Source organism: Psychrobacter sp. I-STPA6b (assembly GCF_020662265.1).
In the GTDB taxonomy this organism is placed as follows: Bacteria; Pseudomonadota; Gammaproteobacteria; order Pseudomonadales; family Moraxellaceae; genus Psychrobacter.
Genome location: NZ_VEWM01000095.1, coordinates 46,000 through 62,407 on the forward strand (window position 1 = coordinate 46,000; position 16,408 = coordinate 62,407).

The window sequence follows — 16,408 nt, forward strand, 5'->3', positions numbered from 1 at the left end:
GTTTTTCTAATTTTATTTTATAATTAAATTAAAATATAGAGAGGCATTTTTAAAAGTACCTAAGACCAATAATCCAACTCATCATTACACCCAAAATATCATAAACTCCTGACAAACCAAAAACCTACAGACATAAAAAAACCCCAAGTAAGGGGATACTTGAGGCGAAACTTGTTTAAACTTTTAGTCTAAAATCTAGTTTTGAAATATGGCGCAGCGGACGGGACTCGAACCCGCGACCCCCGGCGTGACAGGCCGGTATTCTAACCAACTGAACTACCGCTGCTTAGGTCGTTTACAACAAGTGGTGGGTGGTGACGGGTTCGAACCGCCGACATTCTGCGTGTAAGGCAGACGCTCTACCAACTGAGCTAACCACCCTTGCTGTGGGTGTGTATTATATAGATTTGAGTTTCAGTGTCAAATGTTTTTTTTAGATAATTGCAAAATATATGGTGTTTGCTGTTTTGATTAGCAAAATGCTAATTAAGATACCTGAATATCAAGATGATAGATTATGCCAAACTGTGCAATATGCTAAACTAGATAGTAATAAAATAACCTGACTAGATGAGTTTGAGTAGATATATGAATAATAGTAACAATCCTAGCCGTATCGTTATTGACTTAGATGGTGATTTAGATGATGACGACATTACTTTACCAAGTATGCCAGTTCAGCAAGTGCCTATTGTTGAATCATCAGGTATCACAAATGAAACAGATGCTATAGAGAAAAATAAAAATGAGATAATCGCACCATCTAATATACAGTCCACACCTATTAGTACAGATGAAGTGGAGGCTACTGAAGATAAACCTAAAAAGGGTAGTTGGTTTGATAGGATGAAATCAGGTCTGTCTAAGTCGCGTAAGAACTTAGCAGAGGGTATGGTTAATATCTTAATTGGTGGTAAAGAGATTGATGATGAGCTATTAGAAGAAGTTGAAGACCAGCTACTAGTCGCTGATATTGGCGTCAATGCAACCAATCGTATCATTACTAGCTTGACAGAGCAGACAGATAGGGGAGATTTGATTTATTCGCATTCCTTATATAAGGCACTACAAAAAGAGTTGGTGGATATTTTAGAGCCAAAAGTTGCACCATTAGTCATTGATACGAGTAAAAAGCCATTTGTTATTTTAATGGTGGGTGTCAATGGGGTAGGGAAGACCACGACCATTGGTAAGTTGGCTAAGCGTTTGCAAGCTGAGGGCAAGTCAGTGATGTTGGCAGCAGGGGATACCTTCCGTGCAGCAGCGACAGAGCAATTACAAGTCTGGGGAGAGCGTAACAATATCCCAGTTATTGCACAGGGTCATGGCTCGGATAGTGCTTCGGTTATTTTTGATGCAATGCAGTCAGCAAAAGCAAAAAATATTGATGTACTGATTGCAGATACAGCAGGGCGACTGCAAAATAAAACTCACCTAATGGCAGAGCTAGAAAAGGTAGTACGTGTGATGCGTAAAGCTGACCCAACTGCACCTCATGAGGGTATGATTGTGTTAGATGCAGGTACAGGGCAGAATGCAATTAATCAGGTACAAATCTTTAATGATGCAGTACCTTTGACAGGGATTACCATTACTAAGCTGGATGGTACGGCAAAAGGTGGTGTGGTATTTAATATTGCCGAGACGACAGACATTCCCATACGTTATATTGGTGTCGGTGAGTCAATTGATGATTTGCGAGCCTTTAGTCCAAAACAGTTTGTTGCAGCGTTGTTTGAGACTGATAAAGAATAAACTGCTATGTATCAGATTGATATAAAAAATCGAGAAATGATAAAGTTGGAGACAGTGTCGTTTTCTCAAATGCAGTTAAAAGAGAGCCAAGATTTACAAGAGTGGATAGTTAGTAATCCCTCTTGTTTGGGCGAAGAGCTATTAATATGACGTCGTCAGATCCATACAGAACGGTTAACTTTTAGCTTCATTTGTGGTTGAATGGACTATAGAAGAGAAAGTCACAAATATGAATGATAAATAATGATAAAAATGAAATTATTGATACGCTCTTCTTACCAGTCATGGTGTGACATAAAAAATTATAAGTCAGTCACAAGTTTCTGTCATGGACTCAGTATGGATTTTAATGGGTCTTGTATTTTCAAGACTGATAAAAACATGAGGACGACTAAGAGCCATTGTTACAGGGCAGTTGGCATCTCTGCTTGTATGCAGGAAAATAACATGAACAAACTCACCATCATCATAGACTTGTTTTACAGTCGTTTCCATTGAGCCACTATATAATAATCCTAAGCTATCCATCACCACACGTTGTTTGGAAAAATCAATGCTTGGGGCTAAGGCATTGCTAAATTTGGCAAATTCTTGCTGAAAGGTTTGACTATCATCAATAACCTTTTGATAGGCTTCACTTTTTGTGGTTGATCCAAAGTCATCATAGCTTGAGTTGAGTAATATTTTATAATCAAGCTCAATACCACCTGAGGGTATATGGGTAGCTGTGTCTGAGCCAGTCTTTGTTGAACTTTTTGTTGGGATTTTTGCAGGGTTACTGGTTTGGCAAGCTGTTAGAGTGAGCAAACTACTTAACATAATACTGATAGTCATACTGAAGGCTGATGGAGTTTTAATGGTTTGTATCATGTTATTACGTCCTTTTGTTATGGGTTGTTGTAGATGATAATTGTTGAAATAAGATATAACCATTTTTATTTATACTAAAAGTTATGAGTTGAATCAATCTTTTAAGACATATCATGATGGTAGACACTAATCAAAAAATAATAATCTAAACTCATAAGCCAAAATTAGAGTATTGTTAGGTAAAAACTACCATTTATGGGTTGTGAATATAGGTTTTAATATGCAATATCATAGCCAGCAACGACAAAGCAAACGCCAGCGAGAGTGGGTGTATTTATGTCACTATCTTGCCATTACAGGCTTAGACCCTGTGCATATCATCTCTGGTGAAGATGATGGACATGAGCCAGATTTTACGCTGATATTTTGGCAAAATGAGCAGTTACGTTATATCGGTATAGAGTTGACAACATTGCCACGTCTGCGAGACCAAATGGGGGAGGTGGGCTTGATTGCAAAGCGTTGGTATTGGCAGTCTTTAAGAGTGTTGGCACGTATCAATGCTAATACTACTAATAAAATAGATAGCCAATATAAAAGAGAATATGATGAGCAATCACTATATTTGCAGATAGATACTGAAGGTTTATATCAGTATGGTTTTGAGAATTTTCGTTTACCAATTTCTACTTGGTATATGCCAGATTATCAGTTTTCTGAATATCGTCATCATTTTTCAGAGATTAGCCAAGCTGATATGGATGCTGTTTTACAAAAAAAGGCACATAAAGTAGATGCTTATCAGCGCCGTCGCACATTAGATGAGTTATGGCTTTTGGTACATACAGATAAATATCAGTCAAACGGGATTTTAGTTGCTGCAAAAAAGCCACTGCTTCATGACAGTGGCTTTCAGAAAATCCATATTACCCGATACCCGAGCCATAAGATTATTGATGTACAGTCAGTCAACGGATAAATAAGGACTGTCTAAATCATTTATTATATGTAGGTCACTTACTATAGCTGTGCCATGATGTCATCACTAAAGTTGACATTAGTATAAACTTCTTGCACATCATCTAAGTCTTCAAGCATTTCAATCATTTTCATAACTTTTTGAGCATCATCAATATTATCAATATCAGCAGTGGTTGATGGTGACATCGTTACTTCAGCATTATCAGAAACCAGCCCTGCCTCGTTTAAGGCATCTTTGACAGTACCAAAGTTTTCAGGGTCAGTCACAACAACCAGTGAATCACCATCATTTTCGATATCGACTGCACCTGCATCTAAAGCAACCATCATGACTTCATCTTCAAGTGAGACATCGTCAAAGATAATCTCACCACGCTTGCTAAATAAATAAGCCACTGAGCCTGACGTACCAAGATTACCATCATGTTTACTAAAGGCATGGCGTACTTCACCAACGGTACGGTTAACGTTGTCTGTCATGGTTTCGACCAAGACAGCAACACCACCAACACCGTAGCCTTCATAGGTGATTTCTTCAACATTATCACTGTCACCACCACCAGCACCACGCTCAATAGCACGTTTAATGGTGTCTTTAGTCATATTGACGGATAATGCTTTTTCAACAGCAGCTCTAAGACGAGGGTTTTTGTCTGGCTCAGGCTCACCTTGCTTGGCTGCTGAGACAATTTCTCGAATAATTTTGGTAAAAACCTTACCTTTTGCTGCGTCTTGCTTGGCTTTACGATGTTTAATATTAGCCCATTTGGAGTGACCTGCCATGCTACTTCCTTAAATAACTTGTAAATATATATGATAAACACTGGGTTAAATGGCTGTATGCGCTAGTTTAACGTATAATAGCGCCAGATGACGAAAACATTATTATAGCCAATCCGTCATATTTGTACTACAGTATCCCGAATTATGCCCAATAGAGACTCAGTCATTATATGAAATCCACCACTGCTGATGCCATCAATCATTTACGTAATCGTATCCATATTATCGTTGAAGGTACAGATACACCGCTAGGAAAACTGTTTGATATTGTGCTATTGATTGCGATTATTGCCAGTGTCGGTGTTGTTATGCTCGATAGTGTTTTATATTTGCGCTTGCAATATGGAACACTGTTTTTTTACGCAGAGTGGTTTTTTACAATTTTATTTACCTTAGAGTATTTGTTGCGGTTGTTCTCTGCACCAAATCGCCTACGCTATGTTTTTAGTTTTTTTGGTATCGTCGATTTATTATCTGTGTTACCCAGTTATTTAAGCTTATTCTTTGGTGGTGTTCAGTATCTGATTGTCGTACGTGTACTGCGTATGTTGCGAGTCTTTAGGGTATTAAAGCTTAAGGCTTATATGCAACAGGCAGGTTTCTTGGCTGCGGCACTCAAAACCAGTCAGCATAAAATCACAGTCTTTTTCCTATCCGTGCTGTTATTGGTGACGATATTTGGCTCAGTGGTTTATGTGGTTGAAGGTCCAGAAAATGGCTTTACCAGTATTCCGTTATCCATCTATTGGGCAATCGTAACTTTAACCACGGTGGGTTATGGTGATATGTCACCAAAAACTCCACTTGGTCAAGCGATAGCAAGTATGGTGATGATAACTGGTTATTCAATCATTGCCGTACCAACGGGTATTTTTACGGCTGAGTTAGCAAAGACCATGCGCCCACAGCTACACCCCATTACTTGCCCAAACTGTGGTAAATTTGGGCATGCTGCTGCTGCCAATTTTTGTGACCGTTGTGGTCACGACCTGCATTTGTAGTGATTTATAGTGGTTTATCTTTGTTAGTTGTGCTGCAACAAAGCTTAGTAATCAACATAATGGCGCACGTCTTCAGAAAAGTCGACACTGACACCGAGGTTAACCAAGTTCCAGTATTGTCCTGATACGGTTCTATCAACCATCATTGTGGTTGCTGAAGGTTGAAATTGATTAAAGTACTTTAATGAGCTTTTAAAATTTTCCATAACTGCAAAGTGCACATCACTGTTCCCGTAATCAAATTCTCCTTGATAATAGGGGGCAATGGCTAATGGTTTTAGCATAATATCTATCCACTGCTGATAAAATTCACTGGGGATAATCTCATCATCACGACGGCGAATGCCTAAGGTTACCAAATCCTGCTCTAAAGCAGTGATGTCAGATTTTATAGCATGTTTGACAAAGCGTCTAAAAAGTTGTACCTCAGCATCAGAATAACTACGAATACCACCAAAGTCATAAGCAACAACGCTACCATCGGGGCGGAAAGCAAAGTTGCCTGGATGTGGGTCACAGTGCATACGATATAATTCAAATAGTTGTCCTGCACTAAAATGGAACAGATGCTTAGCAATTTTTTGCTTAATGGCATTATCCCATGTTGCCGCTACCTCTAATGACTCTCCCATCTCTTCAGTCAGAGTTAAGACTCGTTTTGACGAATGACTGCTAATCACTTTAGGAATAATAATGCCACCGTCTTTTTCATGAAATGCGCCGAAAATAGCTAGGTTTTGTGCTTCTTTGACATAATCTAGCTCATCATGCAAACTTTGACGGATTTCATGAAATAGCTGATCTTGTAGCTCACGGCTCATATTGAGTACGCCAGCAATTTTTAAAGCCATACGAACTTGTTTTAGGTCGCTATCACAGTTTTTATCCACATCTGGATATTGGACTTTGACCACCACCTTTTGTCCTGATGGTAGCGTCGCTCGATGTACCTGACCAATAGAAGCTGCCGCAAATGGCTCAGTTTCAAACTGCGCAAAGCTCTCTGTAATTGGCTTGCGTAGCTCTTTTTCTACTTGTTTTTTGATAACGGCAAACGGCATGGGAGGTGCATCTTTTTGTAGCTTTTCTAAGGACTTAGCAATTTCAGGTGGAAAGATGTCTTTATATTGTGAGGCAATCTGCCCGACTTTCATGACCGCCCCTTTCATCTCACCAAGTGTATCAGCAATTTGCAAACCAACATCCTGCATAAGTTCGGCTCGTGCCTCATTACGTTTAGTCTCATCACTAGATAGATGCTTTAATGAGTTTTTTGCTGCTTTTCCTGCGATACTGGCGGTCATACCTGCCAGCTTCATAAAACGTTTACCTGAGCTTGCCATAATTATCATTACCTTGGAAGTTGCTTTAAAATCTATTTTTTCAAAAAAATACAAAAAATTTTTACTATATTTTCTACATTATTTGCCATATTTTTATTTTTAATCTTTATTTGTATATTGCCTTGCCAGATATTGTAAAGCCATTTCATAACCTTGTGCGCCAAATCCACAAATAACCCCAATAGCACAGTCACTTAAATAAGAGTGGGTGCGAAAAGATTCACGTTGATGAACGTTGGATAAATGAACTTCAATAAAAGGAACTGAAACTGCCAATAATGCATCACGTATGGCAATGGAAGTATGTGTAAATGCACCAGGATTAATAATAATACCATCAACACGTTGCTGTACTGGGTTGAGCAAACCAAATTGGTGAATGGTATCTAAAATTTCACCTTCATGGTTAGACTGGAAGCAGATTAAGTTAATATTTTGATTTTTAGCAATATTTTTTAGATTTTCTTCGATGTCTGTTAATGTATCTGAGCCGTAAATCTCAGGCTCACGTTTGCCAAGTAAATTTAGGTTTGGACCATTGATAAGTAAAACTTGTTTTAATTGGACAGTTTTTTGTGATTGATTTAATTGAACGGAGGTTAAATCAGACATGTTGACTCCAATATTACAATAAATTGCATGAAATTTATGTTAAAACACTTTGTGTTACAAAATTAGCATGCTATGATATTTTTTTAGATAGAATATATTTCTATATTATTACAGTCTGCTTGATGCGATAAATATGGATGAACCAGATTCACTCTAAATCATAATAAACACGATGATAACGATTGACTGGCATACATCATAAAATTGTGAAGCAGAATGTGGGTTGCATAACAGACTATGTACTCTATGTATGATGCTTAAAGCAGTAAGACATATCATAGCGGATTTTGCATCAACAATTTGTTATTTAATTTTTTTGGTCAGTGAGTATATACTCACACTGGTATCTATTATGAGTAAATGTGTATAAATAGCAATATTTATGTATCATTCATATGAGTAGTGGTTATCAGTATTTGTTTTCGTTTGTTTAGGAAGTTTTATTATGTCAGATCGTGAGCAAGGTGTTGTTAAGTGGTTTAACGATTCAAAAGGCTTTGGCTTTATTCAACGTGAGAGTGGTGAGGATATTTTTGTTCATTTCCGTGCCATTCAAGGTGAAGGCTATCGTTCGCTACAAGATGGTGAAAAGGTAGAATTCAAAGTTGTTGAAGGACAAAAAGGTCTACAAGCAGAAGAAGTAACGAAAGTTCAATAACTGCAAATGGCTGTGCCTTTTCATACTTTATATTAGAATGTGTCGCTGTGCTGTATGGTTGGTAGCTATAGGACAGGTAACACTTGATATAAAGCATTGTATAGCAACACTTATACTCTGGTGGTCAGATAATACTTATATTTTGTCGCCAGTTTCTTGGTATTTTGATAAGTTTTTACGAAAGTTTTGATAAATAGCAAATATATGGTGCTATCCAGTATAATCTAAGCCAATGTGGGTGGTTTGTGTTAAATAAATCATCTGCATTGGCTTGTTTTTTTGTCTATTTTTTTATTTAGAGATTGCTATTCTTGTATTGTGTGGTTAAATAATTATAGCTTTAATGTTTTAATAATAAGTTTCAATAATAATAAGGATGTTTGCATTGACTACTGCTAATATGACAAGTGATATGAGCAATTCTAATACAATGATGAATGATACAAATATAGACACCGACCCTGATACCCAATCAGAGTTAACCTCAGATTTTTCTACTTTTGAGTCTTTACCTTTGTCACCACAGACCCTACAAGCAGTACAAGCGTTAGGGTTTGAGAAGCTAACACCGATTCAGGCACAGATTTTACCGCATACATTGGCGGGGCAAGATGCCATTGGTCAGGCACAGACAGGTACAGGTAAGACGGCTACTTTTTTATTAACTTTGATTGAGTTTTTGCTTAAGCATCCATTTGCTCAAGATGAGCAACGCTATCTAGGTGAGCCAAGAGCATTGGTGCTTGCACCGACCCGAGAGCTGGCACAGCAGATTTATGAGGACTGCTTACAAATGACACAGCATACACAGCTACATAGTGTCTGTTTGATGGGTGGGGTGGAATATCAAGCGCAGTTACAGAAGTTATCACAGGGGTTTGTAGATATTATTATTGCGACACCAGGGCGATTGTTGGACTTGATTGAGAAAAATGAAGTCTTTTTAGACCGCATTGAGGTATTGGTATTAGATGAGGCAGATAGAATGCTGGATATGGGGTTTATACCAGCAGTTAAAACGCTGATTGGGCAAATGCCTGCCAATACTGACCGTCAAAGTTTGCTATTTTCGGCAACATTTAATCAAGATGTGATGAATCTTGCTTATCGTTGGCTCTATCAACCCATTTTTGTAGAGATTGAGCCTGAGCATAAAACCAGTGAGCTGGTGCAACAGCATTTTTATATTTTGACTGAAGCTAAAAAGTTAGAGGCGTTACAGCAGATACTTCAGCAACAGGATGTCTCTAAAGTGATTATATTTGCCAATCGTAAAGACCAAGTAAAGCGCTTATATCATAAACTGCGCTCGCACTTTAAAACGGTGATGTTATCAGGTGATGTGGCGCAGTCTCAACGTGAAAAATATTTAGAGCGTTTTAAAAATGGTGATGCTGAAGTGATGGTGGCGACAGATGTGGCAGGGCGAGGTATTCATGTCGATGAAGTCAGCCATGTGATTAACTACACTTTACCTGAACAGCCTGACGATTATGTGCATCGGATTGGACGTACGGGGCGGGCAGGGCAGACAGGCATTAGCATTAGCTTTGTGAGTGAAGATGATGCGTTTAACCTGCCTGCTTTAGAGTCACATTTACAGACTAAATTTGACCTTGAGTATTTAAGTTTTTAGGTTTTCTAATGTCGCAATAAACTTATCTATTTGTTTATCTGCTGTCGCCCATGAGGTGACAAAGCGTACGATACTATGCTGATTATCCAGTTTTTTCCATTCATAAAAGGCAAAATCTGTCTTGAGCGCTTGAATAAGCGAGTCAGGTAATATGGCAAAGACTTGGTTACTCTGTAGTGGTGCATAAAGCTGAATACCTTGTGCTAGTAGTGCATCAGAGAGACGTGTTGCCATTAGGTTGGCATGTTGGCACAGCTTTAGATATTTGTCATTATCCAGCAATACCTTAAATTGTAACGCTAATAGATAGCCTTTAGCCATCAATGCACCACGTTGCTTGAGATGCACAGCAAAATCTTCGGCAAGTTTGGTATTGGGAATAATGATGGCTTCACCAAACATTGCACCCATTTTTGTGCCACCCAACCAGAATATATCTGCAAGTTCGGCTATATCAGCCAGTGAGCCAGTATTTTCTTCACTAGCAAGTGCTGAACCAAGCCTTGCACCGTCAATAAATAGATATAGCTGATGCGCTCGGCAATAGTCAGAGATGGCTTTTAGATCGTCATAAGTGTAGACCGTGCCAAGCTCTGTACTATTAGAAAGATAGACGGCTTTGGCACGGACAACGTGGGGTAAAAATTGATGGCGCTGATATACGTCATCAATCGCTGAGACAGTAAGCTTTCCATCCGTATGTGGTGCGGTGATGACTTTATGTCCTGTGGCTTCGATTGCACCTGCTTCATTACTGGCAATGTGTCCAATATCACTGGCAATGATGCCATCAATCGGAGATAGTAGAGAGGCGATACAGACTTGATTGGTTTGTGTCCCTGTGATGGCAAAATGTATGGCAATGTCATTGTTATTAAGCTGTTGACGCAAAGTCGCTTTAACGACTTCTGAGATATCATCAAAGCCATAGCCTGTGTGCTGTTGTAAATGGATATCTTGTAAGGCAGTGATGATATCTGGGTGTGCGCTTTCACTATAATCGTTTAAAAAACTGTATGTCATGGTTGCGATGCTCTAATGATTTTATGAATTATGTTTATGGTTGATGCTAGGTTTTGCTTGATGGCAGTTAGCATGTTCCAAAGACTTCTGCACGTTCAATAATTTGTGTTGCCCAGATGCGGTGAGTGGCTGGCTCTAGCATACTATTATTATATTTAAACACAGCTTTTGCATCACTGTGTAAGATGGCTTGTGCTTCGTCAAGGACATGATTTGGCACGGCATAGGCTTGTTGCACCAGTGCAATTTGGTTAGGGTGTATCACAGTCTTACCAACCAGTCCTAAACTGACATCAGTGCTTAGCTCTTGCATAAAGAGGGTAGGCTGTTCAAGATACTCAAAGACAGGTGCAGTCAGATAAAAGCCATGTGGCACAAAGCATCCTAGAAGCTGATAAATCAGCGTACCAATGGGGGTATCGTAAATGTGATGTTGATGAGGTCGGCGCAAGCGTAAGACGGAAAATAGGTCATTGCCACCAATGCGTAACGCAAAGATAGGCTGGGTAAAGGCTTCTTTGAGTGCGATGGCTAAATCCTGATTGTGTAACGGCTGAAATAAAGGTGCAGTTTCCAAAGTTGGCATTAATAATTGCTTGTCAGAAATATACTGACAGGCGATGCGCCATTGTGACAGGCTATTCATATCAATTTTGGGCAAGACAAATCCATCTATCAACTCAATATCGGTAAAATCAGCAAGCTGTTGCAACATTTGCGGATGACGAGGACGGATAAAAACTAAGGGTCGTTCGCTCAAGTTAGTGCTGTGGGTTGCCCATGTCGTCAGTAGCGTTTGTAACTGTTGTAATGCCATGTCTACATCAGCACTATTCACCGCATCTTCAAAACAAATAATCACACTATTGAGTGTGGGTAGTTTCTCTCGGCAAATCACCTGCCAAATATCTTGGCGAGTGGCAGGCATGTATAGACTTGCCCCAAGATGGTAAGGGTGTAAGTGTTTTTGTGACTGAGGCTTTGTGTGTGCTGACGCAGTCATTATAGAGGTATTGGATATTGGTAAATGAGAGCTAGGATATTGATGAGAAACGGGTAGCGTAACAGGGTGAGTGTTGGGCTGACTATGAGTGTAAGTACGATGATGAATCATAGGTGGCGTCTTATGTCCTGTAAAAAAGCTCAATAGAATTGAGTGATTATTTTAAGATGTTTTAAGGTTGGATTCTGTATAAAACTTGAAGTGCTATCTTAACGTTTTTGTTCTTTAGCATTTTTTGATGATGGTAATTGCCTGATAGGGCAAAATCTCATTGCCAATCGTATCTATCTGGATGTTTTTTTGCTGACATAGGTGGCGCAGTAAGGCTGTATCAGGGTGCTTTGCTTCTGCCAGTAGCACTCGCTCTGGGTCACGGCGCAATATTGCCCGAGTTGCTTCAGCGATGGTGGGCTTGATTCGATTACGATTGCTAATTTGATACTGTTTGGCAAGGTGTTCTATCAATGCTTGCGTGGTATAGCGTGGCGCATCATAAGTGGGTAGTATTTTAGCAGAATTTTGTAGTTTTTTTCTTTGCTTATCAATTGTTTGCACAAAATCCAAACTACAATCATGAGACAGTAGCTCATGATATAGCACGCTACGATGCAAACCATATGTCAAATCTTCGGCTGGCTCGGTAAATAATGTACGAGAAATCAGACCAGAGACAGTACAGCCCAGCACCCCAGAAGGAATGAGCCAATCTTTATCACTGGCAGATAGCCAAGCCACCCCTGCTGGGTCTGCTAAAGTAACTAGCGGAATGACACCCTGATGATGACCGTCTTGATGGAAAATATTATTATAATAAGGATGACTCGTCTGTTGATATACTCTCAAACTGCGTACCAATTCGCCATAAATAGCCCCTTTTCCTGTCCAACCATCAACAAAAATGATAGGACTTTTAGGGTGGCGAGATAAAATTTGTTGCATCGCCACAGGGTCTAGCCCACGGTCACGAATGATACTAATACCATAATGCACACTGGGCAAACTGTCATAAGACTGTGTGTCCTGCAATGCCCGTTGTAATAGCACGCCAATCGGTAATCCTGCTCGTACCAAACTTACCAATATCAATGGGTTTGTGCTACTGACTTGCTCTGCAAAAATATGATGCAAAGTATGAGCTAGGTTGGCAATATCACTTGCCATACGCTCACTACCTTGTTGTAGTGCTTGATAATAAAGCCGTTTATGAGTGTCACTGGGTGCTTGCTCTAAGGTCAGCATATCTGAGTAGTGCTTTTTACCTGACTGTATTAATGCCTCTTTTTGAGGTACTGGCACATTGTTTATACTGTCTTTATCGACAATATCGAGCAAAAAAGTCACATCATCTGGCAAATAACTGCCTGATTGTGTTGATAGATGAGCAGGGGATTGAGTTGGTTTCATGGCTTTGATATCACATCATGTGGAAATGTAGGATACAGGTGATGGCTTTAATGATGCTCAGACCTATTTATAGTCCTATTTTAGCATCTATCTGCTTATGAAGTTGCCCATGATTGGGTGTACCGTACCAATCTAAAAGTTGTAAAAAAGGCAAATCTGCCAAGCTATCACCAAAGCCAAAACTGGGACGCTCAGTCTCTAAGCAGTGTTGTAATAAAAACGCTACCGCATGACGTTTGTGAACCACATGAGGCAATATTGCCAAATTGTTGGCATTGACATGAATATAAAAATTATCACTTAACTGAGGAAATAAAGACGGCAACCGCTCGGCAAATTTTGCTAAGGCTTGATGGTCTTTTTGTGTATGTTTGATTGCTAGATAGATTATCACGTCTTTATCTGGTGCAGAAGTAAATAACTGGCGATGGATGGCAAGTTTTAAGTTAAGAGATTCTATCTGATTAAGTTGTTCGACTTGTTGTATTAACTGTGCCAACATATCTTGTAAGGGGGTCAATTGTGTCAGCATGTGTTTTTGCCACTGAGGATGTAATTTTCCATCAGGCTCAACAATCACCGCACCATGTGTCAGCACTTGCCAACTATTAAAAGGCAATTTCACTCGCTTGATTTCATCGCTATCTCGTGCTGTCACTGCAATCAGCTCAGTACTGGTGTATAGCCAATGGAAAAAATGTGCTTGGCGTTTGCTCATAAAACTCAGTGGCTGACCTTGTTTATTTACTGTGGCACAGACTAGAGTTTCTGGCTCAGCCGTGGGTAGTTGCCATGCGTCTATTTTACGCTGTGTTTGAAATAGGGTGTCGTCTAAATCCATTAAGGCATAAGGTTTTACTGGTGTGTGAAGCGTATCAATGGATGGAAAAAAATAGGTGTTCATAGGAAGTTTCTGACTGGTTGATTAAAAAATAATGATTATAAAGTTTGAGAAGGCTTTTATTCCTGCTATGATAAACCAGATAGTCGTTAAGGATTACGAAATTTAATCACCATATATGGATATAGGAAGCAATGATGAGTACACAGCAAGCAAATAAAGCCACTGCACAAGGGATTGACACTATTTTTGCATGGGCAGACGAATTTGCTATCCCAGAGGATGAAATCCCACGAGACAAACAAAAGTTATTGGCGCTGACTGAGTTAGATATTGATCGCGGATCATCACATCAAAAAACGCAATTGCCAAAAGTAACATATTTGCCTGAGGATATTGGTCAGCTTATTAATTTAACCAAACTAAATATTAGTCAGAATAAACTCACGCAACTCCCAAGTACGATTGGACAGTTAACTAATCTGACTACTTTACATATCAGTTTTAATCAATTGACTGAATTACCAGAAAGCATTGGCGAGCTTTCTAACTTAACTGAGCTTCATATTGATTTTAATCAACTCCAAAAATTGCCTGAAGCAATAGGACAATTGGATGGTTTAACAGTATTTGATGCTTTCTCAAATAAATTGTCACAGATGCCAGAGAGTATTGGACGCTTAACTAATTTAGAAGAGCTGAATCTTTCGAACAATCAATTGACAGAGCTTCACGATAGTATTGGACAACTGAATCAGTTAACCACATTGAAACTTTCACAAAATCAAATAGCCCAATTACCAGATAACTTTTCACAATTAAGCCACTTAGTGCTGTTAGATATGAGTGACAATCAGTTGACCACCATTCCAAAGAGCATAGGTAGTTTGCAAGCCTTGAGTAGTCTTTTACTGAATCATAATCAGATTACTGAAATACCAGCGCATATTGGCGCACTTGTTAATTTAACTCTGCTAAAACTTAATAATAATCGCATTCATCAAGTAGCAGAAGATATTGGTCATCTTAAGCAGTTAAAAAAATTGGATATTAGTAAAAATCAGCTGACAAGTTTACCTGAAGGTTTGTGGACACTTAGTAATCTAGGTCATCTTTATATTTATGGTAATCAAGTTACGGCATTGTCAGAGAAGATGGCACAGCTTAGCAGTTTAGAGGAGTTTGATGTTAGTGGTAACAAACTGACCAATCTACCGAGTGATATTGGCGAGCTTACTAATTTAAAAGACCTATATGTCAGTTATAATCAACTCTCACAATTACCTGCAAGCCTATGTCACCTTAAAAATTTAGAAGCTCTTAATTTAGAAGGTAATCCATTAAAAGATTTATCTGAAGAAGTACAAGAGTTTATGAGCCATATACCTTTTGTTTGGGGTTGGCGTAAAGTGGGATAAGTTATTAGTTTTTACACTTATTCTCTACTGACTAGCATCATATTATTAGACCTCTGCCATAGGGTAGTAACATGACTTACTATTTGGCAGGGGTTTTTATATTTTCATGTTATTTATTTAGTTATAATATTTATTATAATTAAATATTTTTTATATAAATGATAAGTTTTGGAGTCAGTAATGAATACAACGTCAACACAATACAACAATGAAGATGAGCAATGGATAGATGCCATCTTTGCATGGGCGGATGAATTTGAAATTCCAGAGAGTGCAGTGCCAAGAGATAAAGAAAAGTTACTGGCGATGACGAAGTTGGATATTAACCGCTCTGATGGTAAACATCATCTACCTAAAATTACTTATCTACCCAATGAAATTGGGCAACTGACGAATTTAACAACGCTTTGGATTACTTATAATCAACTGACCAAACTACCTGAAAGTATTGGGCAACTGAATCATTTAACTGAACTGATACTTTGGGGTAATAAATTGACTAAACTACCTAAAAGCATTGGGGAGCTCACCAATTTAACAAATCTGAATATTGGTTGGAATAAACTGACCAAATTACCTAAAAGTATTGGGAAACTGACTAATTTAACAAAGCTTGATATTCAGTATAATCAACTGACTAAACTACCTGAAAGTATTGGGAATCTAAAAAAATTAATAAGTTTTTGTATTAGTGGTAATCAACTTAAGGAACTACCTGAGAGTATAGGGCAACTTACTAATTTGAGTTATCTATGTATTGGTGATGGTTCACTTATGGAAATATCTGATTGGATTGGACAATTACATCATCTAACAGAACTTGATATTTATGATACTAAACTTGAGAAGTTGCCTGATCATATTGGTAAATTAACTAATCTTATAAAACTTAGAGTTTCTGGAAACCCACTTATCGAGATACCTGAATGGGTTGGTCAATTGACTAATTTGGAATGGCTTTGGATTGATGATAACCAACTAACCGAACTGCCTGAAAGTATTTGTTATCTAAAAAAATTAGAATATATTAGGTTAGATGTTAATCCACTAACTCATTTATCAGAGCCTGTTAAAGACTTTTTACGGACTGTACGTTATGTTACAGGTTGGCAGGATAATGATGAGTTAGCCTAATTAACC

The 16,408-nt window shown here is 38.5% G+C and carries 15 protein-coding genes and 2 tRNA genes; 7 read left to right on the forward strand and 10 right to left on the reverse strand.

Features of this window, described 5'->3' with window-relative positions; all coding sequences use genetic code 11:
- Window positions 1-209 precede the first annotated feature (209 nt).
- A tRNA-Asp gene (locus tag FHK88_RS11965) sits at window positions 210-286 on the reverse strand.
- Window positions 287-305: 19 nt separating this feature from the next.
- Window positions 306-381: transfer RNA gene (locus tag FHK88_RS11970), tRNA-Val, on the reverse strand.
- 207 nt (window positions 382-588) lie between these two features.
- Between FHK88_RS11970 and ftsY the strand changes: the two genes are divergently transcribed.
- Entirely contained in the window at window positions 589-1,755 is a 1,167-nt protein-coding gene (gene ftsY / locus FHK88_RS11975; RefSeq protein WP_227430958.1) for a signal recognition particle-docking protein FtsY, read from the forward strand.
- A 309-nt stretch (window positions 1,756-2,064) separates the two neighbouring features.
- Here ftsY and FHK88_RS11980 read toward each other — a convergent pair whose 3' ends face one another.
- Window positions 2,065-2,625: a hypothetical protein gene (locus FHK88_RS11980; RefSeq protein ID WP_227430959.1), complete on the reverse strand. Its 561-nt coding sequence runs from the start codon at window positions 2,623-2,625 to the stop codon at window positions 2,065-2,067.
- Window positions 2,626-2,845: 220 nt separating this feature from the next.
- On the opposite strand from FHK88_RS11980, the gene FHK88_RS11985 reads away from it, so the two are divergent.
- Entirely contained in the window at window positions 2,846-3,544 is a 699-nt protein-coding gene (locus FHK88_RS11985; RefSeq protein WP_227430960.1) for a hypothetical protein, read from the forward strand.
- A gap of 41 nt (window positions 3,545-3,585) precedes the next feature.
- On the opposite strand, the gene FHK88_RS11990 is transcribed toward FHK88_RS11985, so the two are convergent.
- Window positions 3,586-4,329, reverse strand: a complete 744-nt coding sequence (locus tag FHK88_RS11990) for a YebC/PmpR family DNA-binding transcriptional regulator (RefSeq protein ID WP_227430961.1) — start codon at window positions 4,327-4,329, stop codon at window positions 3,586-3,588.
- Between the two features lie 170 nt (window positions 4,330-4,499).
- On the opposite strand from FHK88_RS11990, the gene FHK88_RS11995 reads away from it, so the two are divergent.
- Entirely contained in the window at window positions 4,500-5,330 is an 831-nt protein-coding gene (locus tag FHK88_RS11995) for an ion transporter (RefSeq protein WP_227430962.1), read from the forward strand.
- A gap of 44 nt (window positions 5,331-5,374) precedes the next feature.
- Here the strand turns inward: FHK88_RS11995 and FHK88_RS12000 are convergent, their stop codons facing one another.
- Window positions 5,375-6,673 (reverse strand): ABC1 kinase family protein, encoded by a 1,299-nt coding sequence (locus FHK88_RS12000; protein WP_413680513.1) that lies wholly within the window; start codon window positions 6,671-6,673, stop codon window positions 5,375-5,377.
- A 99-nt stretch (window positions 6,674-6,772) separates the two neighbouring features.
- Window positions 6,773-7,285 (reverse strand): type II 3-dehydroquinate dehydratase, encoded by a 513-nt coding sequence (gene aroQ, locus FHK88_RS12005; protein ID WP_227430964.1) that lies wholly within the window; start codon window positions 7,283-7,285, stop codon window positions 6,773-6,775.
- Window positions 7,286-7,730: 445 nt separating this feature from the next.
- On the opposite strand from aroQ, the gene FHK88_RS12010 reads away from it, so the two are divergent.
- Both FHK88_RS12010 and FHK88_RS12015 read left to right on the forward strand, forming a co-directional pair.
- A complete protein-coding gene (locus FHK88_RS12010; protein ID WP_227430965.1) occupies window positions 7,731-7,943 on the forward strand; it encodes a cold shock domain-containing protein in 213 nt (70 codons plus the stop codon).
- 433 nt (window positions 7,944-8,376) lie between these two features.
- The gene (locus FHK88_RS12015; RefSeq protein ID WP_227431000.1) at window positions 8,377-9,579 is read left to right on the forward strand and encodes a DEAD/DEAH box helicase; all 1,203 of its coding nucleotides are present in this window, start codon (window positions 8,377-8,379) and stop codon (window positions 9,577-9,579) included.
- Here FHK88_RS12015 and FHK88_RS12020 read toward each other — a convergent pair.
- The 4 genes from FHK88_RS12020 to FHK88_RS12035 form a co-directional block, all read right to left on the reverse strand.
- Window positions 9,568-10,602 carry a threonine aldolase family protein gene (locus FHK88_RS12020; protein ID WP_227430966.1) on the reverse strand — a complete coding sequence of 345 codons (1,035 nt, stop codon included), beginning with the start codon at window positions 10,600-10,602 and terminating at the stop codon, window positions 9,568-9,570. The two genes, FHK88_RS12015 and FHK88_RS12020, sit on opposite strands and share 12 nt — an antisense overlap.
- Window positions 10,603-10,669: 67 nt before the next feature.
- Window positions 10,670-11,605 (reverse strand): HpcH/HpaI aldolase/citrate lyase family protein, encoded by a 936-nt coding sequence (locus FHK88_RS12025; protein ID WP_227431001.1) that lies wholly within the window; start codon window positions 11,603-11,605, stop codon window positions 10,670-10,672.
- A 225-nt stretch (window positions 11,606-11,830) separates the two neighbouring features.
- Window positions 11,831-13,009: a cysteine protease StiP domain-containing protein gene (locus FHK88_RS12030; protein ID WP_227430967.1), complete on the reverse strand. Its 1,179-nt coding sequence runs from the start codon at window positions 13,007-13,009 to the stop codon at window positions 11,831-11,833.
- Between the two features lie 67 nt (window positions 13,010-13,076).
- Window positions 13,077-13,913 carry an HAD hydrolase family protein gene (locus FHK88_RS12035; RefSeq protein WP_227430968.1) on the reverse strand — a complete coding sequence of 279 codons (837 nt, stop codon included), beginning with the start codon at window positions 13,911-13,913 and terminating at the stop codon, window positions 13,077-13,079.
- 134 nt (window positions 13,914-14,047) lie between these two features.
- Here FHK88_RS12035 and FHK88_RS12040 point away from each other — a divergent pair, with 134 nt between their 5' ends.
- Together FHK88_RS12040 and FHK88_RS12045 are read left to right on the forward strand one after the other, a co-directional pair.
- Window positions 14,048-15,268 carry a leucine-rich repeat domain-containing protein gene (locus tag FHK88_RS12040; protein WP_227430969.1) on the forward strand — a complete coding sequence of 407 codons (1,221 nt, stop codon included), beginning with the start codon at window positions 14,048-14,050 and terminating at the stop codon, window positions 15,266-15,268.
- A 180-nt stretch (window positions 15,269-15,448) separates the two neighbouring features.
- Window positions 15,449-16,402 carry a leucine-rich repeat domain-containing protein gene (locus tag FHK88_RS12045; RefSeq protein WP_227430970.1) on the forward strand — a complete coding sequence of 318 codons (954 nt, stop codon included), beginning with the start codon at window positions 15,449-15,451 and terminating at the stop codon, window positions 16,400-16,402.
- The last annotated feature ends 6 nt before the right edge of the window (window positions 16,403-16,408 follow it).